Annotated in this window: 16 protein-coding genes; 10 read left to right on the forward strand and 6 right to left on the reverse strand. The window is 72.6% G+C overall.

Translation table 11 applies throughout. The annotated features are described in order from the left end of the window. Window positions 1–67: 67 nt before the first annotated feature. Window positions 68–886, forward strand: a complete 819-nt coding sequence (locus tag ACFYL4_RS01600) for a TetR/AcrR family transcriptional regulator (protein ID WP_387515601.1) — start codon at window positions 68–70, stop codon at window positions 884–886. 16 nt (window positions 887–902) lie between these two features. After that, window positions 903–2,198 carry a cytochrome P450 gene (locus ACFYL4_RS01605; RefSeq protein ID WP_387515603.1) on the forward strand — a complete coding sequence of 432 codons (1,296 nt, stop codon included), beginning with the start codon at window positions 903–905 and terminating at the stop codon, window positions 2,196–2,198. 79 nt (window positions 2,199–2,277) lie between these two features. On the opposite strand, the gene miaB is transcribed toward ACFYL4_RS01605, so the two are convergent. Further along, window positions 2,278–3,744, reverse strand: coding sequence for a tRNA (N6-isopentenyl adenosine(37)-C2)-methylthiotransferase MiaB (miaB, locus tag ACFYL4_RS01610; protein WP_357759146.1), 1,467 nt, complete (start codon window positions 3,742–3,744; stop codon window positions 2,278–2,280). A 584-nt stretch (window positions 3,745–4,328) separates the two neighbouring features. On the opposite strand from miaB, the gene ACFYL4_RS01615 reads away from it, so the two are divergent. The 5 genes from ACFYL4_RS01615 to ACFYL4_RS01635 all read left to right on the forward strand — a co-directional run bounded on the left by ACFYL4_RS01615 (window position 4,329) and on the right by ACFYL4_RS01635 (window position 10,301). Beyond that, window positions 4,329–5,072, forward strand: a complete 744-nt coding sequence (locus ACFYL4_RS01615; RefSeq protein ID WP_357759063.1) for an amino acid ABC transporter ATP-binding protein — start codon at window positions 4,329–4,331, stop codon at window positions 5,070–5,072. 72 nt (window positions 5,073–5,144) lie between these two features. After that, complete coding sequence (locus ACFYL4_RS01620; protein ID WP_357759060.1) at window positions 5,145–5,999, forward strand: glutamate ABC transporter substrate-binding protein; 855 nt, start codon at window positions 5,145–5,147, stop codon at window positions 5,997–5,999. Window positions 6,000–6,078: 79 nt separating this feature from the next. Beyond that, a complete protein-coding gene (locus tag ACFYL4_RS01625) occupies window positions 6,079–6,753 on the forward strand; it encodes an amino acid ABC transporter permease (protein ID WP_357759057.1) in 675 nt (224 codons plus the stop codon). After that, window positions 6,750–7,928, forward strand: coding sequence for an amino acid ABC transporter permease (locus tag ACFYL4_RS01630; RefSeq protein ID WP_387515606.1), 1,179 nt, complete (start codon window positions 6,750–6,752; stop codon window positions 7,926–7,928). The genes ACFYL4_RS01625 and ACFYL4_RS01630 overlap by 4 nt, the downstream gene beginning before the upstream one ends. 351 nt (window positions 7,929–8,279) lie before the next feature. Further along, window positions 8,280–10,301, forward strand: coding sequence for a S9 family peptidase (locus ACFYL4_RS01635; protein WP_387515608.1), 2,022 nt, complete (start codon window positions 8,280–8,282; stop codon window positions 10,299–10,301). A gap of 119 nt (window positions 10,302–10,420) precedes the next feature. Here the strand turns inward: ACFYL4_RS01635 and ACFYL4_RS01640 are convergent, their stop codons facing one another. From ACFYL4_RS01640 to ACFYL4_RS01655, 4 genes are all read right to left on the reverse strand, one after another. Continuing rightward, window positions 10,421–11,050: a class I SAM-dependent methyltransferase gene (locus ACFYL4_RS01640; RefSeq protein ID WP_357759050.1), complete on the reverse strand. Its 630-nt coding sequence runs from the start codon at window positions 11,048–11,050 to the stop codon at window positions 10,421–10,423. A 68-nt stretch (window positions 11,051–11,118) separates the two neighbouring features. Further along, complete coding sequence (locus ACFYL4_RS01645; RefSeq protein ID WP_357759047.1) at window positions 11,119–11,712, reverse strand: regulatory protein RecX; 594 nt, start codon at window positions 11,710–11,712, stop codon at window positions 11,119–11,121. Further along, window positions 11,705–12,823 carry a recombinase RecA gene (recA, locus tag ACFYL4_RS01650; protein WP_387515610.1) on the reverse strand — a complete coding sequence of 373 codons (1,119 nt, stop codon included), beginning with the start codon at window positions 12,821–12,823 and terminating at the stop codon, window positions 11,705–11,707. Before recA ends, ACFYL4_RS01645 begins: the two co-directional genes overlap by 8 nt. Window positions 12,824–13,004: 181 nt before the next feature. Further along, window positions 13,005–13,199, reverse strand: coding sequence for a DUF3046 domain-containing protein (locus ACFYL4_RS01655; protein WP_357759042.1), 195 nt, complete (start codon window positions 13,197–13,199; stop codon window positions 13,005–13,007). 120 nt (window positions 13,200–13,319) lie between these two features. Between ACFYL4_RS01655 and ACFYL4_RS01660 the strand changes: the two genes are divergently transcribed. The 3 genes from ACFYL4_RS01660 to ACFYL4_RS01670 all read left to right on the forward strand — a co-directional run bounded on the left by ACFYL4_RS01660 (window position 13,320) and on the right by ACFYL4_RS01670 (window position 20,216). Then, window positions 13,320–17,876 (forward strand): ATP-dependent helicase, encoded by a 4,557-nt coding sequence (locus ACFYL4_RS01660; RefSeq protein ID WP_387515613.1) that lies wholly within the window; start codon window positions 13,320–13,322, stop codon window positions 17,874–17,876. A gap of 119 nt (window positions 17,877–17,995) precedes the next feature. Continuing rightward, on the forward strand, window positions 17,996–18,475 hold the full coding sequence (locus tag ACFYL4_RS01665) for a GNAT family N-acetyltransferase (RefSeq protein WP_357759143.1): 480 nt from the start codon (window positions 17,996–17,998) through the stop codon (window positions 18,473–18,475). A gap of 91 nt (window positions 18,476–18,566) precedes the next feature. After that, the gene (locus ACFYL4_RS01670; protein ID WP_357759036.1) at window positions 18,567–20,216 is read left to right on the forward strand and encodes a protein kinase; all 1,650 of its coding nucleotides are present in this window, start codon (window positions 18,567–18,569) and stop codon (window positions 20,214–20,216) included. Between the two features lie 96 nt (window positions 20,217–20,312). Here ACFYL4_RS01670 and ACFYL4_RS01675 read toward each other — a convergent pair whose 3' ends face one another. After that, window positions 20,313–21,527 (reverse strand): ROK family protein, encoded by a 1,215-nt coding sequence (locus tag ACFYL4_RS01675; RefSeq protein ID WP_387515615.1) that lies wholly within the window; start codon window positions 21,525–21,527, stop codon window positions 20,313–20,315. Window positions 21,528–21,703: the final 176 nt, after the last annotated feature.

A 21,703-nucleotide genomic window follows, 5' to 3' on the forward strand; every position in this document is an offset into this window, starting at 1 on the left:
TGTGTGACCAGATTTGAAATCCAGTCACACGGTCATTTCGATGCGGTCGGGGAAGGGAGGGCTGGATATGGTCGTCGCGTCGACGCTGGTGGCCGCCCCACCGGCGACCACCGCATCGAAGGAGCCGCACGTGTCCCCGTCCGCCGACAGCAGGGCCCAGGCCCGGCCCGCCTCCGAACGTGAGCTGCGGGCCGACCGCATCCTCGACGCCGCCGAGGAGCTCATGGTGGCCTGGGGCCACCGCAAGACCACCATCGACGACGTCGCGCGACGGGCCGGGATCGGCAAGGGCACCGTCTACCTGCACTTCCCCACCAAGGAACGCCTGTTCCTCACGGTGGTGATGCGCGCCCAGCACACCATCGTCGAACGGCTCCTGGACATCATGCGCGCGGACCCCGAAGCCGCCCGCCCCAGCGAGGTCGCCCGCCACGTCTACCTCCTCCAGTTCGACACCCCCGTCGTCCGGACCCTCTACGGCAACGGCGGCGAGGAGCTCGGCGCCTTCTCCCGCACCTATCCCCACCTGGCCAAGGACCTCTCGGAGGCCCGGCAGAGCGTCCTGGGCGACTACTGGGCCCTGTTGGACGAACACGGTGTCCTGGGTCCGCAGATCCCCGCCGACCAGCGCTTCTACGCCTACTGCTCGACCATCGTCGGGCACCTGCTCACCGAACCCCTGCTCGCCCAGCAGGGCTTCCCCGTCCCCGACCGCGCTGCCCGGGCCGACCTGGCCGCGCGCAGCATCCGTCTGCTCCTGGAACAGGACGTGCCCGAACCCGCGATGCGGGCCGTGCAGACGGGAACTATCGCCCTCTTCGCCGCTCTCGACCAGCTCCTGACCGGCGAGATCGAGGAACAGAAGAGCGTCAAGCGCAGCACGTAGACCCCAGGAGGGGCACATGCACACCGTCACACCCCGCACGGACCAGTACGAACCCGAGCCGGTCAACATGCGCTCGGAGGAGTTCGCCTCCCGTCCGCTGGAGGTCGTCGAGCGCATCCGCGCGGCGGGCGGCTCCGCCCCCGTCGTCTTCCTCGACGGCCAGCCCGCCCGGGCCTTCGTCGACGACGCCGACGTGCGCACCATCCTCGGCGACCGCCGGTTCGTGGTCGACCCGGACCACGTGCCCGGGGGCCCCACCGGTGTCCGGCGCTCCGACGCCATGGCCCACCTGGGCCTGCGCCCCGACCTCATCACCTACCTGACCGAGTCCCTGCTGGACAAGGACGGCTCCGACCACGCGCGCCTGCGCAAACTCGTCTCCCGCACCTTCACCGTGCGGCGCGTCAACGCGATGCGGCCGGCAGTGGAGCGGATCACCGCCGACCTGCTGTCGGCCCTGCCCGGACACGCGGACGACGACGGCGTGGTCGACCTGATCGAGCACTTCGCCTACCCGCTGCCCATCACGGTCATCTGCGACCTGGTGGGCGTCCCGGTGGCCGAGCGCGCCCAGTGGCAGGCCTGGAGCCACCAGCTCGCCCGGTTCGACCCCGCCCGACCGGAGGAGATGAACCGGGTCCTCGGTGCGATGATCGAGCACGTCGAGGCGATGATCGACGAGCGCCGCGACCACCCGCGAGAGGACCTGCTCGACGCGCTCGTGCGCGCACGGGACGAGGGCGGTGGCCGCCTCTCCCAGAGCGAACTGGTCACGCTGGTGTTCACCCTGGTCATCGCCGGGCACGAGACCACCGCGCACCTGTTGGGCAACGGCACGCGCGTACTCCTGGAACACCCGGACCAACTCGCCCTGCTCCGCTCCGACCCCGCGCTCCTGCCCGACGCCGTCCACGAGATGCTCCGTGTCGGGGGCACCGCCGTCACGGCCAAGGCCCGGTACGCCGCCGAGGAGGTCCGGCTCACCCGGGGAACGGTGGCCGCGGGGGAACGGGCCGTGGCGATCGTGGCGGGAGCCAACCACGACCCGGCCGTACACGCCGATCCGTACCGGTTCGACGTCACCCGGCACCGGGGCAGGCCCGGTGAGGCCCACGTGGCCTTCGGGCACGGCGCGCACTACTGCCTGGGCGCCGCGCTGGCGCGTCAGGAGGGGGAGGTCGCCGTGGGAGCCCTGTTCGCGGCCTACCCGGAACTCTCACTGGTGCCCGGCCGCCCGCCCGTGCGCGACACCGTCCCGGGAACACTGCGCCTGAGGGAGCTTCCGGTACGGCTCGGGGGCGCCGGGTCGTGAACCCCCACCGGTTCCGGACGGCGCGAGGCCCCCGGCGCGGGCGCGCCGGGGGCCTCGCGGCCCGTTCGGGGTGCGGCGGTCAGGCGTCGCAGCACCCGCCCTCGGGGGCAGGCTGCTCCGGGGGGACACCGATCCGGGGCATGCCCAGCAGGACGTCGGGCTTGGTGACCTGGACCGGTCGGCCCTGGCGGGCGTCCCAGGCGTCGCCCGCGCGGGTGCGGCGCAGGCGCCTGATCCCGGAGTCGGCGACCAGGTGGTGCGGGGCGGCGTAGGTGACCTCGACGGTGACCATGTCACCCGGCCGCGGCTCCTCGGAGTCGCCCACGGCGAAGTGCACCAGGCGGTTGTCGGGGGCGCGGCCGGACAGGCGGCGGTGCTCGCCGTCCTTCTTGCCCTCGCCCTCGGAGACCATCAGTTCGACCTCGCGGCCGACCAGTGCCTGGTTCTCCTCCCAGGAGATCTGGTCCTGGAGCTCCACCAGCCGCTGGTAGCGCTCCTTGACGACCTCCGGCGGGATCTGGCCGTCCATGGTGGCGGCCGGGGTGCCGGGGCGCTTGGAGTACTGGAAGGTGTAGGCCATGGCGAACCGGGACTCGCGGACCACGTGCAGGGTCTGCTCGAAGTCCTCCTCCGTCTCACCGGGGAAGCCCACGATGATGTCCGTGGTGATGGCGGCGCGGGGCATCGCCGCGCGCACCTTCTCCACGATGCCGAGGAAGCGCTCCTGGCGGTAGGAGCGCCGCATGTCCTTGAGCACCTTGCTGGACCCGGACTGCAGGGGCATGTGCAGCTGGGGCATCACGTTCGGCGTCTGGGCCATGGCCTCGATGACGTCGTCGGTGAAGTCGCGCGGGTGCGGGGACGTGAAGCGGACCCGCTCCAGGCCCTCGATCTCACCGCAGGCGCGCAGCAGCTTGGAGAAGGCCTGGCGGTCGCCGAACTCGCTGCCGTAGGCGTTCACGTTCTGCCCGAGCAGGGTCACCTCGGTGACGCCCTCGTCGACCAGGGCGCGCACCTCGGCGAGCACGTCGCCCGGGCGCCGGTCCTTCTCCTTGCCGCGCAGCGCGGGCACGATGCAGAAGGTGCAGGTGTTGTTGCAGCCGACCGAGATCGACACCCACGCGGCGTAGGCGGACTCGCGGCGGCTGGGCAGCGTGGAGGGGAAGTGCTCCAGCGCTTCGGCGATCTCGACCTGGGCCTCTCGCCCGACGCGGGCGCGCTCCAGCAGGGTCGGCAGGGAACCGATGTTGTGGGTGCCGAACACGACGTCCACCCAGGGGGCCCGGCGCACGATCTCGCCGCGGTCCTTCTGGGCGAGGCAGCCGCCCACGGCGATCTGCATCCCCGGGTTGGCGTCCTTGACCGGCCGCAGGTGTCCCAGATTGCCGTAGAGGCGGTTGTCCGCGTTCTCACGGACCGCACAGGTGTTGAAGACGACGATGTCTGCGGTGGTGTCCTCAGCTGCGCGAGCGTACCCAGCGTCCTCCAGCAGACCGGAGAGGCGCTCGGAGTCGTGGACGTTCATCTGGCAGCCGTAGGTCCGCACTTGGTAGGTACGACTCTGGCTCACCGGTCCAGGCTATCCGCTTCGGGGCCTCGCCCAGGACGCCCCGGCGGGCCCACGCGTCGCGCGGGGGAACGTGTTCCCGGGGCGGGCGGCGGGCACGGTGTGCCCCCACCGGGCACCGGCACCGGCGCGAGAGCCGATTCGGTCGCCTGGAGCGTGTTTTGGACAGCGAAGCGGCTCATTTCAGGGGGAGAGGTTTCACAGTCAGATCCGCGCGGCGGCCACGTCTCCACGAGGGCCGCGGTGACGGAGAGTCGGTTTCCGAAAATAAGACGTTCCGTATCACGATTCCGTTCGGACGTCGGACACTCCGCACCACCCACACTCCCCCTACCTGCGCATACACGGCCCCGCACGGGTAATCCGCCCCCGGCGGGAGCACGGAAGACGACCTTCGCCGGGAACTCTGGAGAACGACTCCGCCACTCCCTGCAACGTCATTCATCCTACGTCCGCGCCATTCATAACGGTTTTGCCGATCACGCCGTAACAAGTCGGCCACTCCTCCCCTGAGAAGCGTTTTCGTGATGACACGGCAACTCCGACCCATTAGGTTCCGATGCATGACTTCAACTCCTCTCGTCGTGCTGGAGAACGTCAACAAGCACTTCGGCGACCTGCACGTGCTCCGCGACATCGATCTGACGGTTAACTCCGGCGAGGTGGTAGTCGTCATCGGCCCGTCCGGGTCCGGCAAGTCGACGCTCTGCCGCACCATGAACCGGCTGGAGACGATCGACACCGGCGTCATCTCCCTGGACGGACAGCCGCTGCCCGCCGAGGGCCGCGGCCTGGCCAAGCTGCGCAGCGACGTCGGCATGGTGTTCCAGTCCTTCAACCTGTTCGCGCACAAGACCGTGCTCCAGAACGTGACGCTGGGCCCCATGAAGGTCCTCCGTCAGTCGAAGAGCCAGGCCAACGAGCGGGCCATGGAGCTCCTGGACCGGGTCCGGATCGGCAACCAGGCGCACAAGTACCCCGCCCAGCTCTCCGGCGGCCAGCAGCAGCGCGTGGCCATCGCCCGAGCCCTGGCGATGAACCCGAAGGTGATCCTCTTCGACGAGCCGACCTCCGCCCTGGACCCCGAGATGGTCCAGGAGGTCCTCGACGTCATGACCGACCTCGCCAGCGAGGGCATGACCATGGTCGTGGTCACGCACGAGATGGGCTTCGCCCGTCGCGCCGCGAACCGGGTCGTCTTCATGGCCGACGGCCAGATCGTCGAGGAGAACACCCCCGACGAGTTCTTCACCAATCCCCGGTCGGAGCGGGCGCAGGACTTCCTGTCGAAGATCCTGACCCACTAGGTCCCGGACCCGACCGCGCTCCCCAGATCTTCGCGTTCTTCGCACGCGCACAAAGAAGAAGAGGTACCCCACATGCGAGCACGTCGATTCAACTCCATCCTGGGCGGCGCCGCCGTCCTGGCCCTCGCCCTGTCCGCCTGCGGCACCGCCGATGTCGGTGGCGAGGGTGACGGTGGCGGCGGTGACGGCGGTTCCGGCAACGGCGACACCATCACCATCGGCGTCAAGTACGACCAGCCGGGCCTGGGCCTGAGCGAGGGCGGCACCCCCGCCGGCTTCGACGTCGACGTCGCCACCTACATCGCGGGCGAGCTCGGCTACTCCCCCGACCAGATCGAGTGGACCGAGGCCGCCTCCGCCAACCGTGAGTCGTTCCTCCAGCAGGGCACGGTCGACATGATCCTGGCGACCTACTCGATCACCGACGAGCGCCGCAACGTCGTCGACTTCGGCGGCCCGTACTACGTCGCCCAGCAGGACATCCTGACCCAGGCCGACAACAGCGACATCAACGGCCCCGAGGACCTCGACGGCAAGGTGCTCTGCTCGGCCTCCGGCTCCCGCTCCGCGCACAACATCACCGAGGAGATGGAGATCGACGCCGAGCTGCGCGAGGCCGGCAACTACTCCGAGTGCCTCGAGCTGCTCAGCAACGGCACCGTCGACGCCGTCACCACCGACAACACCATCCTCGCGGGCTTCGCCGCCCAGAACCCGGACAACTTCCGGATGGTGAACAACCCGTTCGGCGAGGAGAAGTACGGCGTCGGCCTGCCGCAGGGCTCCACCGAGCGCTGTGAGGACATCAACGCGGCCATCACCAAGATGTGGGAGGAAGGCGCCGCCACCGACTACCTCGAAGACGCCTTCGGCGCGACCGACTTCGCCTACGAGGAGTCCGTCCCCGAGCTCGAGACCTGCGCCTAAAACCGTCAACTGACCGTGTTCGGAAGGTGGGGTCGGGACCGCCCGGCCCCACCTTCCGGGCCTTGACCGGCTGGGACCTATGGAAGCCTTTCTCAGCAACATCGACAGGGTCGTCGACGGTTTCTCATGGACCGTCCGGCTCACCCTGCTCAGCGCCATCTTCTCCTTCGTCCTCGGTGTGCTGCTCACCGCGATGCGGGTCTCCCCCGTCCCGCTGCTGCGCGGCCTGTCCACCGCCTACGTCGAGGGCATCCGTAACTCCCCCCTGACCCTGGTGCTGCTCTTCTGCGGCCTGGGCCTGAACAGCGCCCTGGGCCTGAGCCTGGCCGACAGCGTGGCCATGGACGTCTTCTGGTGGGCGGTGATCGGCCTGTCCGCCTACACCGCGTGCTTCGTGTCCGAGTCGCTGCGCGCCGGTATCAACACGATCCCCCTGGGCCAGGTCGAGGCGGCCCGATCCCTGGGCCTGACCTTCACCCAGAACCTGCGCCTGATCGTCATCCCGCAGGCGCTGCGCACCGTCGTCGGCCCGCTCGGCAGCGTGCTCATCGCGCTGACCAAGAACACCACCGTCGCCTCCGTCGCGGGGCTGGGCGTCCAGGAGGCGTCCCGGGAGATGAAGCTCATGTTCGACCAGGGCATCGCCCCGGTCCTGCCGACCTTCGTCGGGTTCGCGATCGGGTTCCTGATCCTGACCCTGCCGATGGGTTACTTCTTCGGCTGGCTCGCCAAGCGCGTGGCGGTGGTCCGATGAGCGCGCAGGCCGTACTCTTCGACACCCCGGGGCCCAAGGCCCGGGCACGCAACGCCGTCTACACGGTCTTCACGGTCGTCCTCGGGCTGGTCGGGCTGGCCGTGCTGTACCTGGGGTTCAACCGGACCCTCAGTGATCGCGAGGCGCCGCTGTTCTCGGCGCAGACCTGGGCGGTCAACCCGTCGGGGCAGTGGGCCGCGGACAAGTGGGAACCGTTCCTGCGTCCGGACACGTGGACCGGCTACATCATCCCCGGTCTCCAGAACACCCTGACGGCGGCACTGACCGCCTCGGTGCTGGCGGTGCTCTTCGGTCTGGTCTTCGGTATCGGGCGCCTGTCCGACCACTGGTGGATTCGGGTCCCGGCCGGGGTCGTCGTGGAGTTCTTCCGCGGCATCCCGCTGCTGATGCTGATCTTCTTCACGATGGCGCTGCCCATCGTCGCCTGGCAGCTCTTCGACATCCCGACCGGCACGTTCCAGGTGACCGCGCTGGTCGCGGTGGTCACCGGCCTGACCCTGTACAACGGTTCGGTGCTGGCCGAGGTGTTCCGGGCGGGCATCCTCGCGGTGCCCAGGGGCCAGGCCGAGGCCGCGCAGTCCATCGGCATGAGCAAGACCCAGACGATGTGGACGATCCTGATCCCCCAGGCGATCACCTCGATGATGCCCGCGATCGTGGCGCAGCTGGTGGTCCTGCTCAAGGACTCCGCCCTGGGGTACATCATCGCGTTCCCGGAGCTGCTGCGCAGCTTCACGCTGGTCGCCACGCGCGAGAGCAACGTGATCCCCGCGGCCATCATCTGCGCGGTCATCTACATCGTCATCAACCTGTCGCTGAGCCGGTTCGCGATCTGGCTGGAGCGCCGCAACGCCCAACGGGGCAGGCCCTCCGCGAAGGCCACCGCGGCGGGCGGGGCGCCCACCGACGTCACCGGACCCGGTGGCGTGGCGGCCCCCACCGGTGCCGCGCCGACGGTGGTCGTCCCCGTGGACACCGGGACCGACGAGGACACCGGGCGCGACGAGCCCGTGTCCGGCCCCGAGTCCACCGACGGGGGTTCCGGTTCCACCGGTGACTCCGGTTCCGGTGGAGGCTCCGGTTCCGGCGGAAGCTCCGGCTCCGGCTCCGGCGGCGACTCCGGTTCCGGCGGCGACGGGGGATCGGTCTCCTAACCCCGCCCCCGGGACACACCCCGCGACGGCCCCGTGGACGCACCCCGAGTGCGCTCCCCGGGGCCGTTGCCGTGGGCCCGACCGGTCCCGGGGCCGCGCTCCGCCCCCCGTACCGGAGGGCACCGGCCCGTCCACCGCACCGCCCGGCGCGGAAGGCACACGGCGGCGTCCGGTTCGTCCACAGGCGGGTCCTTCGGGACTGCACACGAAGGCCACGGAGCACTAAGGTCGACATGTCATCTGATCACACCCACGACCCATCCTGAGCGGGACATGTCTGAACTGTCGAGCCGCCACGGCTCCTGGCCATCACCCATCGGTGCCGGTGACGTCGCCCGAGGAGTGCGCCAGATGGCGTACCCCTCCGTACTCGGCGAGGAGGTCTGGTGGGAGGAGTACCGACCAGCCGAGGGGGGTCGCACGGCACTCGTGCGCCGTGACGCGGACGGTACCGTCCGCGACCTGCTGCCCGCCCCCTGGAGCGTGGGGACGAGGGTGCACGAGTACGGCGGCCGCTCCCACCTCCCGGTTCCGCGCCGCGACGACAAGGCCATCGCCCGTGTGGGCGCGGTCTTCGCCAACGCCGAGGACCAGCGCCTCTACCTCCTCGAACGCGGGGCCCGTGAGCCCGTGCCCCTCACCCCCGAGCCCGACGCGCCCGGGGCGCTGCGCTACGCCGACCCGGCCCTGCTCCCCGACGGCAAGCAACTGCTGTGCGTGCGCGAGCAGCACGTCGACGGCTCCGTGCGCCGTGCGGTGGTGACGGTGCCGCTGTCGGGCCGGGGCGCCCACGACCCCTCCGCCGTCCGCGAACTCGTCTCCGGCGCGCACTTCTACGCCTCCCCCACGGTCTCACCGGACGGCCGCCACCTGGCGTACGTGCGCTGGAACCACCCGAGGATGCCGTGGGACGGCACCGAGCTGCGGGTGGGCGAGCTCACCGAACACGGGCTGACCGGCGAGTACACGCTCAAGGGCGGGGTCGACGAGTCGGTGCTCGCCCCAGTCTGGTCGGACGACTCCACGCTGTACCTGGCCTCGGACTGGCCCGGGTTCTGGAACCTCTACCAGGCGGGGCTGACGGGGCAGGCCATCGCCCTGTACCCGGCGGAGGAGGAGTTCCACTCCGCGCCGTGGCGGCTGGGCGACCGCTGCTTCCGCCTGCTGGACGACGGTCGGATCGTGACCCTGCACGGCGACACCGCGCTGCGGCCGAGCGTGTACGACCCCGACACCCTGGAACTGGAGCCGGTCCCCACGGAACTGACCGCGTGGTCGCACCTGGACTCGGACGGGACGAGCGTGGTGGCCATCGCGGGTTCGGCGGACACCGCCGAGTGCCTGGTACGCCTGGACCCCGGGCGCCGCTCCGTCGAGGTGCTGGTGCGCGGTGCCGAGGCGCAGGTGGACCCCGCCTATCTGCCGGTGCCCCGCAAGGAGACGCTGAGCGGCCGCTACGGCGCCACGGTGCACGCCAACGTGTACCCGCCCACCCACCCCGAGATGACGTCGGAGGGGCCCGCCCCCTACGTGGTGTGGGCGCACGGCGGCCCGGTGGGGCAGGCCTCGCGCACCCTCGACCTGGTGAAGGCCTACTTCACCAGCCGGGGGATCGGCGTCGTGGACGTGGACTACGGCGGTTCCACCGGGTACGGGCGCTCCTACCGCAAGCGCCTGCACAAGCAGTGGGGCGCCGTGGACGTCGAGGACTGCACGGCCGCGGCCCGGGCCCTGGTGGAACGGGGGCTGGCCGACCCCGAGCGCCTGGCCATCCGGGGGCCGAGCGCGGGCGGGCTCACCGCCCTGCTCGCGCTGACGGGGGACACCTTCGCCTGCGGGGTGTCGTACTTCGGTGTCGCGGATCTGCTGGGGCTGGTCAAGACCACCCACGACTTCGAGTCACGTTTCCCGGACACCCTGGTCGGCACCCTGCCCGGCTTCGTGGAGACCTACCGGGAGCGGTCGCCGATCAACCGGATCGGCGAGATCGACGTCCCCGTGCTGCTGTTCCAGGGCCTGGACGACAAGGTGGTCACCCCGGACCAGGCGACCCGCATGGCCACGGGGCTCGGTCGGCGGCGGGTGCCCCACGCGCTGCTGGAGTTCGAGGGCGAGGCCCACGGCTTCCGCTCCCAGGAGGCACGGGTGCGCTCGTTGGAGGCGGAGCTGGCCTTCTACGCGGGAGTGTTCGGGTTCTCCTCGGACGCCCCCGAACTGGAACTCACCACCGACCCGCCCGCGCCCCGCGCCGTGGAAGCCGAGCCGGAGGACGACCTCCCCGTCGTGGAGCAACTGCCCGAGGTGACCCCGGAGGCCGGGGTGAGCGCCGGGACCGGCGAACCGGTGGTCAGGCAGGTCCGGGAGTCCCCGTAGCGGGGGGAGCGCCGCGGTCGGTCCGCGGCCCGGGAGCCGGGACGGACACGGTGTCGTGCCGGGGCGGTCGCGTGTGTGCGCCGATCCGGGCGGTACGCGCGGCGGGGCCGACCGCCGCGCTACCCCCGGCGGGCCAGCAGGTGGGCGTCGAGGAATCCCCGTTCGGAGGCCGGATCGTGCACCAGCCGGGCGAACTCGGTGAACCCGGCGTCGGCCAGCAGCCCGGCGAACCGGTCCACCGGCCAGCTGTGGGCGGGCGCCACGCGGTGATCGAAGCGGACCGGTTCCGGCCCGTCGGTGGCGAAGAACGAGGCCAGCAGGAGACCGCCCGGTGCCAGGACACGGGCCTGCTCGGTGAGGAGGGCGGGGACCTCTCCGGGCGGGGTGTGGATCATCGAGTAGTGGGCGAGCACCCCGCCGAGGGCCCCGTCTCCGAGGGGAAGGGACTCCATGCGGGCCTGTTCGAACCTCAGCTCCGGGTGGGCTCCGCGCGCGTGCGCCACCATGCCCGGGGAGAGATCGAGTCCGAAGGCGTCCAGGCCCAGGTCGCGCAGCAGGGCCGTGAGGTGTCCGGGCCCGCATCCGAGGTCGGCGACGCGCGGGTCGCCCCGCTCGCGCACCAGCTCGGCGAAGGCGCCGATCATGCTCCGGGTGAAGGTCTGCGTCTCCGGTCGCCCGGCGACCACCGACGCGTAGAGTTCGACGACCCCGTCGTAGGCCGCCCTGGTCCGTTCCTGGTGCTCCGTCACAGAAGGGGAAGCTAGCACCCCCGCGCGACGGTCGCCGCCGGTGTGCGCCGGTCCGGGACCCGGGGCCTCTAGAAGCCGGGACGGTCCGGGTCGGCCTCCAGGCCCTCCACGTCCATCTCCTCGCGGACGATCCGGTAGGACAGCCCGCCCGGGTACCCCTTGCGGGCCAGCACGCCCAGGGCCCGCCGGACCCGGGCCTCCCTCTCCCTGCCCCGGCTGCCCCGCAGGCTCTTGCGGGCCAGGGCGCGGGCGGCCTCCTGCTCGTCCTCGTCGCTGACCTCGGCCACCGCCGCGCGGACGGTCTCCTCCTCCACCCCCCGGGTGCGCAGCTCCTGGGTCAGGGCGCGGCGGGACAGGCCCCTGCCGTGCTGTCGGGAGTCGACCCAGGCGCGGGCGAAGGAGGCGTCGTCGACGAGCCCGGCCTCGTCGAGGCCGTTGAGCACCCGCTCGACCACCTCGTCCGGGTACTCCCTGCGGTGCAGGGAGCGCTCCAGCTGGGCGCGGGTGCGCGGTGAGTGGGTCAGCATCCGCAGAACCAGGTTCCTGGCCTTGTTCTCCAGGTCCGCTCCGGGGCGTGCCTCCGGAGCGGACCCCTCGTCGGAGTTCACCAGGCCGGTCTCGGCCGGTCCGGCGCGGTCAGGTGACCGGCGCCCCTCACGCATCCGGAACGGCGGCCTTGGTGGTCTTGGCCGCGGCGCGCTTGGCGGGGGCCTTGGGCTCCTCGGCCTTGACCGGGTCGGCCTTGGGCTCGGCGGGGCCGGAGGCGCTGTCGTCGCCCGAACCGGGGATGCCCAGCTTCTCCTTGATCTTCTTCTCGATCTCCTTGGCCACGTCGACGTTCTCGCGCAGGAAGTTGCGGGCGTTCTCCTTGCCCTGTCCGAGCTGGGTGCCGTCGTAGGTGTACCAGGCACCGGACTTGCGCACGATGGCGTGCTCCACGCCCAGGTCGATGAGGCTGCCCTCGCGGGAGACGCCGACACCGTAGAGGATGTCGAACTCCGCCTGCTTGAAGGGCGGCGCGACCTTGTTCTTGACGACCTTGACGCGGGTGCGGTTGCCGACCGCGTCGGTACCGTCCTTGAGCGTCTCGATCCGGCGCACGTCCAGGCGGACCGAGGCGTAGAACTTCAGCGCCTTGCCGCCGGTGGTGGTCTCCGGCGAGCCGAACATGACGCCGACCTTCTCGCGGAGCTGGTTGATGAAGATCGCGGTGGTGCCGGTGGAGTGCAGGGCTCCGGCGATCTTGCGCAGCGCCTGGGACATGAGCCGGGCCTGGAGGCCGACGTGGCTGTCGCCCATCTCGCCCTCGATCTCGGCGCGGGGCACCAGGGCCGCCACGGAGTCGATCACGATGATGGAGACGGCGCCGGAACGGATGAGCATGTCGACGATCTCGAGCGCCTGCTCGCCGGTGTCCGGCTGGGACAGCAGGAGGTTGTCGGTGTCGACACCGATCTTCTTCGCGTACTCGGGGTCGAGCGCGTGCTCGGCGTCGACGAAGGCGGCGATACCGCCCATCTTCTGGGCGCTGGCCACGGCGTGCAGGGCGACGGTGGTCTTACCGCTGGACTCCGGGCCGTAGACCTCGACGACCCGGCCCTTGGGCAGGCCGCCGATGCCCAGGGCGACGTCGAGCGCGATGGCGCCGGTGGGGATCGCCTCGATGGGCGGACGGTCGTCGTCCCCCAGCCGCATGACGGAGCCCTTGCCGAACTGCCGCTCGATCTGCGCGAGCGCTGTTTCGAGAGCCTTGTCTCGGTCTCCAGATGCCACGGGATTCCCCTGTTGGGTTGATGCTTTTTTCTTCATGATGGGCATGACGCTACGCGGTCGGTACGACAATCGCGACGCTCGTCGTCGGTCCGCCGCAGGCCCAGAGTACCCGAACTCATGTTCGAAATCCGGTGCGAACGCCCGGCGGCCCGGTTTTTACGCGGACTTGGGGAACGCGGGGTCAGCGAACGGAGGCGGGAAGGTCGAACGCGTCACACACGGCCCGCCACACCTCCTTGGCCGCGGTCCCGTCGGCCAGCGCCTGGTTGACCGTGCGGGAGCCGAGGGCCTCGATGACGTAGTCCTTGGCCAGGCTGTCCGCGTAGGCCTCGCCGAACTGGGCGTGCATGTTGTGCCAGAAAACAGTGAGTCTCATCGGCCCCAGTATGAGTGACGGGAGGGGGCCGCGAGGACGTGTCCACAGGACGGGTTCCGGCTCCTCCCGGACCCGGGTGTCCTGCGCCGTTCTGTCGGAACCCTTGGGCAGACTGGTGCGATGAGCGGAGCGACCGACCCCCTGGCCCCCTTCGGACCGGCGACCCGGTCGTGGTTCGCGCGGACCTTCCCGCACGGCCCCACGGCCGCGCAGACCGAGGCCTGGCGGACGATCGCCTCCGGCCGGGACACGCTGGTCGTGGCGCCGACCGGCTCGGGCAAGACGCTGTCGGCCTTCCTGTGGTCCCTGGACCGGCTCACCCACGCCCCGGTGCCCGAGGACCGCGCGCGGCGCTGCCGGGTCCTGTACGTGTCCCCGCTCAAGGCGCTGGCCGTGGACGTGGAGCGCAACCTCCGCCTGCCGCTGGCCGGAATCGCCGCGGCCGCCGCCGAGGGCGGCGAGGACCTCTCCCCCGTCACCGTGGGGGTGCGCACCGGGGACACCCCCGCCCAGGAGCGGCGCCGGATGGCCACCCACCCGCCCGACGTCCTCATCACCACGCCCGAGTCCCTCTTCCTGGTGCTGACCTCCCGGGCCCGCGAGGGCCTGGCGGGCGTGGAGACGGTCATCGTGGACGAGGTGCACGCCCTGGCCGGGACCAAGCGCGGCGCCCACCTCGCGCTGAGCCTGGAACGCCTGTCGGTCCTGCTGGACCGCCCGGCGCAGCGGATCGGCCTGTCCGCCACCGTGCGCCCGCGCGAGACCGTGGCCGCCTACCTGAGCGGGAACGGTGCGAGCGCCCCGGGCACCGTGATCGTGGCCCCGCCCGACACCCCGCACATGGACCTGCGGGTGGAGGCGTCCGCGCCCGACCTGGACGAGCCGGGGAGCCCGCCCGAGGCCTCCGCGGGCGGGGCGCCGGACCCGCGCTCGGGGGGTGCGATGAGCCGGGGCTCGGTGTGGCCGCACATGGAGCGGCGGGTGCTGGACCTGGTCGAGGCGAACCGCTCGACCATCGTGTTCACCAACGGCCGCCGCACGGCCGAGAAGCTGTGCGCCCGGCTCAACGACCTGCACGCCGAGCGCCTGGGCGAGGAGTTCCATCCGGAGGAGGTCGCCGCCCAGGTGATCGGCCAGTCGGGGCAGAGCCGTGGCGGCGCGCCGGTGATCGCCCGCGCCCACCACGGGTCGGTGTCCAAGGCCGAGCGGGCGCTCATCGAGGACGACCTCAAGGAGGGACGGCTGCGGTGCGTGGTGGCCACCTCCAGCCTCGAACTCGGGGTGGACATGGGCGCGGTGGACCTCGTGGTGCAGGTGGCCGCTCCCCCGTCGGTGGCCAGCGGCCTCCAACGGGTGGGCCGCGCGGGGCACCAGGTGGGCGAGACCTCGCGCGGGGTGTTCCTGCCCCAGTACCGGGGAGACCTGCTGGCGACCACGGTGGTGACCGAGCGGATGCGCGCGGGCGGGATCGAGCGGCTGGAGATGCCGCGCGACCCCCTGGACGTGCTGTCGCAGCAGGTCGTGGCGATGGTGGCGATGGACGACTGGGCGGTGGACGACCTCGCCGCGCTGGTGCGGCGCGCGGCCCCCTTCGCGGAGCTGGGCGACGCGGTCCTGGAGGCGGTGCTGGACATGCTGTCGGGCCGCTACCCCTCGGACGAGTTCGCCGAGCTGCGTCCGCGTCTGGTGTGGGACCGCGACGGCGGCCTGCTGCGGGCCCGGCCGGGCGCCCAGCGACTGGCGGTGATCAGCGGGGGCACCATTCCGGACCGGGGCCTGTACGGGGTGCACCTGGCCTCGGAGTCGGCGAGCCGGGCCCCGACCCGTGTGGGGGAGCTGGACGAGGAGATGGTGTACGAGTCGCGGGTGGGCGACGTGTTCGTACTGGGGTCGACCTCGTGGCGGATCGAGGCGATCACCGCCGACCGGGTGCTGGTCTCGCCCGCCCCGGGAAGGCCGGGCCGGATGCCGTTCTGGAAGGCGGACGCGCTCGGCCGCCCCGCCGAGCTGGGCCGGGCGGTGGGCGCGATGACGCGCGAGCTGGCCGGTCTGGACGCGCGACGGGGCCGGGAGCTGGCCACCGCGGCCGGGTTGGACGGTTGGGCCGCCGACAACCTGGTGGAGTACGTGGCCGACCAGCGCGAGGCGACGGGGAGCGTGCCCGACGACCGCACGGTGGTGATCGAGCGCTTCCGCGACCAGGTGGGCGACTGGCGGGCCGTGGTGCACTCACCGCTCGGCGCCCGGGTGCACGCCCCGTGGGCACTGGCGATCGCGGGGCGCGCGCGGGAACGGTTCGGGGCGGACGTCCAGGTGGTGCACGGTGACGACGGCATCGTGCTGCGGTTGCCGGACGTGGAGTCGGGCGGGCACCTGCGCGCGGGCGAGCTGGCCGACCTGGTGTCGTTGGAACCGGAGTCCGTGGAGGCGGTGGTCACGGACGAGCTCACCGGGTCGGCGCTGTTCGCGTCGCGGTTCCGCGAGTGCGCGGCGCGGGCGCTGCTGTTGCCCCGTCAGCGCCCCGACCGTCGGATGCCGCTGTGGCAGCAGCGGTTGCGGGCCCAGCACCTGTTGTCGGTGGCGGGCCGGTACGGGTCGTTCCCGATCGTGTTGGAGACGGTGCGCGAGTGCCTGCGGGACGTGTTCGACGTGCCCTCGCTGGTGGAAGTGCTCACCGACGTGCGGGCTCGGCGGACGCGGGTGGTGGAGGTGGAGACCCGGTCGGCCTCGCCGTTCGCCCGGTCCCTGCTGATGGAGTACACGGCGGCGTTCCTGTACGAGGGGGACGCTCCCGCCGCCGAACTGCGGGCGCAGGCCCTCACCCTGGACCCGTCGCTGTTGGCGGACCTGTTGGGCGGTGCCGACCTGCGGGAGCTGCTCGACCCGGAGGTGGTGGAGCACACGGGGGCGCTGTTGCAGCGGACCGCCGCCCCGGTGCGGGACCTGGAGGGCGCCGCCGACCTGTTGCGGGAGGTCGGACCCCTGACGACCGCCGAGGCGGCGGAGCGGGGGGCCGAGCGGGGGTGGTTGGCCGAGCTGGAGGAGACCGGCCGCGCGGTGCGGATGCGGGTGGCCGGGGCGGAGCGGTGGTGCGCGGTGGAGGACGTGGCGCGGCTGCGCGACGCCCTGGGGGCCGAGCCCCCGCCCGGGGTGCCCGAGGTCTTCCTGGAGCCGGTGGCGGCGCCCGTGGTGGACCTGGTGTCTCGGTTCGCCCGCACGCACGGGCCGTTCACCGCCGTGGAGGCGGCCCGGGGCCTCGGGCTGGACCGGGACGTGGTGGAGGGGGCGCTGCGCGAGCTGTCGGGGCGCGGCCGGGTGGCGCGCGGCGGGTTCCGGCCCGGCGGCAGCGGTACCGAGTGGTGCGACGACGACGTGCTGCGGCGTCTGCGGAGGGGTTCGGTCGCCCGTCTGCGCAGGGAGGTCGAGCCGGTCGAGCCGTCGGCCCTGGCACGGTTCGCCCCGCTGTGGCAGCGGGCGGTGCCCGACGCCCGGCTCAGCGGACCCGACGCGGTGTTCGAGGCCGTCGAGTCGCTGCGCGGGACCCCGTTGGCGGCCTCGTCGTTGGAGTCGTCCGTGCTGCCCGCCCGGGTGGAGGGCTACGCGCCGTCGGGGCTGGACGCGCTCACCCAGGCCGGTGAGGTGGTGTGGGCGGGGGCGGGGTCCTTGCCGGGCGGAGACGGCTGGCTGGTGCTGGCCCCGGCGGACGAGGCTCCCCTGCTGTTGCCGGACCCGGTCCCGCCGGAGGAGGGTTCGCTGGAGGCCACCGTCCTGGACGCGCTGAGGCAGGGCGGGGCGCTGTTCCTCCGGGACGTCGCCGACCGGGTCGCCCGCGCCCTGGGCGGGGCGGTGGTCTCCGACGCGGACCTGGTGGCGGCGGTGTGGCGGCTGGTGTGGGCGGGGTGCGTCACCAACGACACCCTGGCGCCGCTGCGCGCCGTGCTGGAGGCGGGCCCGGTCACGCGCCGGAGCCCCTCCCGGTCCCGGCGCCGCCCGGTCCTACCCACCCGTGCGGGGCCGCCCACCGCGGCGGGGCGCTGGTCGGTGGCCCCGGTGCCCGAACCCGATCCGACCCGGCGCACGCTGGCGCGCGTGGAGGCGCGGCTGGAGCGCGACGGCCTGCTGCTCAAGGGGCAGCAGGGTGGAGGCGTCTCGTCGGACGAGTACCGGGTGCTGCGCACCATGGAGGAGGCCGGGCGGGTCCGCCGGGGGTACTTCGTGGAGGGCCTGGGTGGAGCGCAGTTCGCGCTGCCCGGGGCCGTGGACCGGCTGCGCGCGCTCTCGGACGAACGGCCCGGGGGCCGCACGGCGCCCGTGGTGCTGGCGGCCACGGACCCCGCCAACCCGTTCGGCTCGGTACTGGCCTGGCCTTCGGGGGTCCCGGGTACGGAGGGGGCCCACCGGCCGGGCCGGGCGGCGGGCGCTCTGGTGGTGCTGGACGGCGGCCACCTCACCCTGTTCGTGGGCCGGGGCGGCCGGTCGGTGCTGACCTTCGGCTCCTCCCCGGAGCTGGTGGAGCGGGCCGCCCGCGCGATGGCCGGGCTCGTGCTCTCGGGAGCGGTGGAGTCGTTGACGGTGGAGCGCGCGGACGGCGTGGAGGTGTTCGGTACCCCGGTGGACACCGCCCTGGTCGCGGCAGGGTTCCACGTCACCCCCAAGGGCCTGCGCCTGCGCCGGTGAACGAGGGCGGGCGGGGGCGGGCGGGAATCCACTGGCCGGACCGCCCGGTGGTGCGCGAGGATCACCACCGGACCGTGAACCCGACTCAGGAGGTGGCCTTGTCACCCCTCATCCGCCCCATGGAACCGGGCGACACCGCGTCCCTGGTGGAGGTGTCCCTCGCGGCGGACACGCTCTTCGCGGAGGCGGGGCTCGCGCTCCCGCCCGACGACCCCCGGGAGATGCTCGACCACGTGGAGCGGGTCCTGGTGGCCGTCACCGACCGGGGCGTGTGCGGCCTGGCCGCCACGACCACCCTGGACGGGGCCGTCCACCTCGAACAGCTCGCCGTCCACCCCGACCACGGGCGGCGCGGGATCGGCGGCGCGCTCCTGGCCGCGGTGTGCGACCGGGCGGCGGAGGACGGGCACGACCGGGTCACCCTCACGACCTTCCGCGACCTGCCCTGGAACGGCCCCTGGTACGCGCGCCGGGGCTTCACCGAGTTGCCGCGTGCGGCGTGGGGCCCCGGGCTGGAGCACCAGTGGCGGGTCGAGGAGGAGGCCGGGATCGTCGTACGCGTCCGGATCGCGATGGTGCGGCGGCTCGCGCACCGCTGACCCGTGGCGCCCCGTCCGCTGACAGGGCTCGCGGACCGGGTCGGGGGCGCGGGGGAATCGCCCCGGCTCTCCGGTTTGCGAGAATGGGCGCATGAACCCCGCCGCCCCTGACGCCCCCGACGACCCCTCCGGCCCCACCGTGCGCCTCGGCCCCGCCGCCCAGCACCGGACGGTCGGCCGCTACACGTTCCTTGAGGAGCTCGGCAGCGGAGCGATGGGCACCGTGTGGCGGGCCCACGACACCGGCCTGGACCGTGAGGTCGCGGTCAAGGAGGTGCACCTCCCCCACGACATGCCTCCCCGGGAGCGCGAGCGCGCCCGGGCCCGGATGGTGCGTGAGGCCCAGGCGGCGGCTCGGGTCTCCCACCCCTCGGTGGTGACCGTGCACGACGTCCTGGAGGAGGGCGGGGTTCCGTACATCGTCATGGAACTGTTGGACGGCGAGTCGCTGCGCGAGCGGCTGCGGCGCGGCGGCCCCCTGCGAGAGGACGAGGTGAAGCGGATCGCCCGCCCGCTGCTGGGGGCGCTGTGGGCCGCCCACCGGGCGGGGGTGGTCCACCGCGACGTCAAACCCGCCAACATCATGCTGAGCGGGGGCGGCTCCCGGCCGGTCCTGACCGACTTCGGGATCGCCAACCTCCCCGACCACGGGGGCACGGCGCTGACCGGGACGGGCGCCATCCTGGGCACGGCCGCCTACGCCGCCCCCGAGCGCCTGGAGGACGAGGAGAACGGGGCGGTCTCGGACCTGTGGAGCCTGGGCGCGACCCTGTTCGCCGCCCTGTCCGGGGAGTCCCCGTTCAAGCGGGACTCGCTCACCGCGACCCTCACGGCGGTCCTCACCCAGCCCGTCCCCCCGGTTCCGGCGCGGGGCCCGGTGGCGGCCGTGGTGTCCGGGCTGCTGGTGCGCGACCCCCGGCGGCGACTGCTCCCCGAGCCGGCCCTGGCCCTGCTGGACGCGCCCCCGCCGCACCACGCGGAGTCCTCCGAGGCCCCGCTCCCCCACCGTCCCCGTCCACCCCAGGCGCCGCGTACCCGGCACTCGCGCGCGCCGCTGTGGATCGGCGCCGCCGTCCTGGCCGCCCTGGTGGTCGCGGGCGGCCTCGCCCTTCCGGGGCTGCTGGCCTCCGACGACGGAGAGGACGACCGGTCCCGGGCGCCGTCCCCCGAACCGACCGCCGGAGCCTCGGAGCCCGCCGCCACACCGGAACCACTCCCCCAGACCCTCACCGACGACGCCCCCGAGGGGTACGTGCGCCTCGGCGACGGTGTGGTCGAACTCGTCATGCCCCAGGACTGGGTCGTGCGTGAGGGCGACCTCCAGGGCGGGGGCGACTCGGTCACCCGGCTGTCCTCGTACGAGCTGGAGACCGGCGACGCGGACACGAACGTGACCGTCGTCGCCACGCAGTCCGACTTCCTGCTGCGCGACGCCGAGGGGTCCATGACGCGTATGGAGGAACTCCTCCAGGAGGACGACGACTTTAGCGACGTCCGACGGCAGAGGCTGGAGACCGAGGAACTGGAGGGACGCCTCCAGAGCGCCGTCTACGAGGTGCTCTACCGCTACGAGGAGCGCGAGCACCCGGAGCGGTGGATGTTCACCCGGGAGATCAGCGACGGCGACCGGGGCATCGCCTACCGGATCAGCTTCAACGTCCCGGCGGAGCTCCGGGACACCCGCCAGGACGACTTCCAGGAGGTCATCGACTCCTTCGGCCCCGACTCCGGCACGGACTGACACCGGCCGCGCGCCCCGGCGCTTGGGGGTGCCGGGGCGCGGATTCGGTGTGTGCGGGGCGGGGTGGGGCAGGGCGGGGCAGGGCGGGTGCGGGGGTCAGACCGTGGAGGAGAAGACCTCGTCGCGGGCGCGTTCGAGGGCGTGCAGGAGGGCGCCGCGCACCACCGGGCTGCCGCCGACGGAGCCCAGGGCCACCTCGGTGACGTTGGGGGCTATCCGGGCGGTGGCGGCCTGCACCCGTTCGGCGAGCCTGGGGCCGCCCGCCTTGGCGACGTCGCCGCCCAGGACCACCAGACCCGGGTCGATGATGACGCTGACCGCCGCCACGCCCCGGGCGAGGCGGTCGGCGAAGGCGTCGAGGAAGGCGTCTCCCCCGGGGGTGCCGCTGGCCGAGGCGGAGGCCACGACCTCGGTGACGTCGGAGCCGTGGATGCCGTGCTCGGCGGCGAGCTGGACCACCTGCTTGGCCTTGACCAGCGCCTGGAAGCCGTGCGGCAGCTCCCGGTCGCCCGCCGCGAGGTGGGCCTCGTAGGAGCCGGACAGGCCCACGTCGACCGGCATGGGAGCGCCGGGCACGGGCAGGTAGCCGATCTCGCCCGCGCCGCCGGACCGGCCCCGAAGGATGCGGCCGTCGATCATCGTGGACATGCCGACGCCGCCGGCGGCGCTGAGCCAGATCAGCACGAACTCGTCGACGCCCTCGGCCGCGCCCTCGGAGTACTCGGCCAGGGCGGCCAGGTTCACGTCGTTCTCCAGCACGACCGAGCGTTTGAGGTCGCTGCGCAGGGCCTCCAGGACCCCTTCGTGCCAGGACATGAGGTCGAAGGAGAACCGGATGTCGCCGGTGCGCGGGTCGACCACGCCGGGGGTGCCGATCACGCAGGCGCGGACCTTGTCCAGCGGGACCTCGGCGGTCTCGGCCAGCCGCATCACGGCGGTGTGCACCAGGGCGACGGGGTCGTCGGAGGCGCTGGGGTCGACGGTGACCTCGCTGATGACCCGGCCGGTGATGTCGGCGATGGTGGCGGTGACCCGGCCCGCGCTGACGTCGAGGGCGGCGACGTAGGCGCTCTCGGGTACCACCGCGTAGAGGGCGGCGTTGGGCCCCCTGCCCCCGGCCTGGCTGCCGACGACCCGGACGAGGTCGCGTTCCTCAAGACGTGAGAGGAGCTGGGACGCCGTCACCTTGGACAGGCCCGTCCTCGTGCCGAGCTGGGTCCTGGTGAGCGGACCGCCGGACAAGAGGAGTTCCAGTGCCGCGCGATCGTTGAGCTGGCGCAGCAGCCGGGGAGTCCCCGGACGTTGAGACATAACCGTGACACCTCACCCTGTTTTTATTAGGAAAGTTTCCTGTTAATTTAGCTGACAACCTCACAGGAGGTCACGTCCCGGCAGGTCCGAGGTGGTATTCGGACCACCGGTACCCGCGCCGGCGGGGCGGTCACAACCAGTGCTGTCCCAGCACACCCCCATAAGAGACGTCGAGG

The organism is Nocardiopsis sp. NPDC006938 (assembly GCF_042869555.1).
In the GTDB taxonomy this organism is placed as follows: Bacteria; Actinomycetota; Actinomycetes; order Streptosporangiales; family Streptosporangiaceae; genus Nocardiopsis.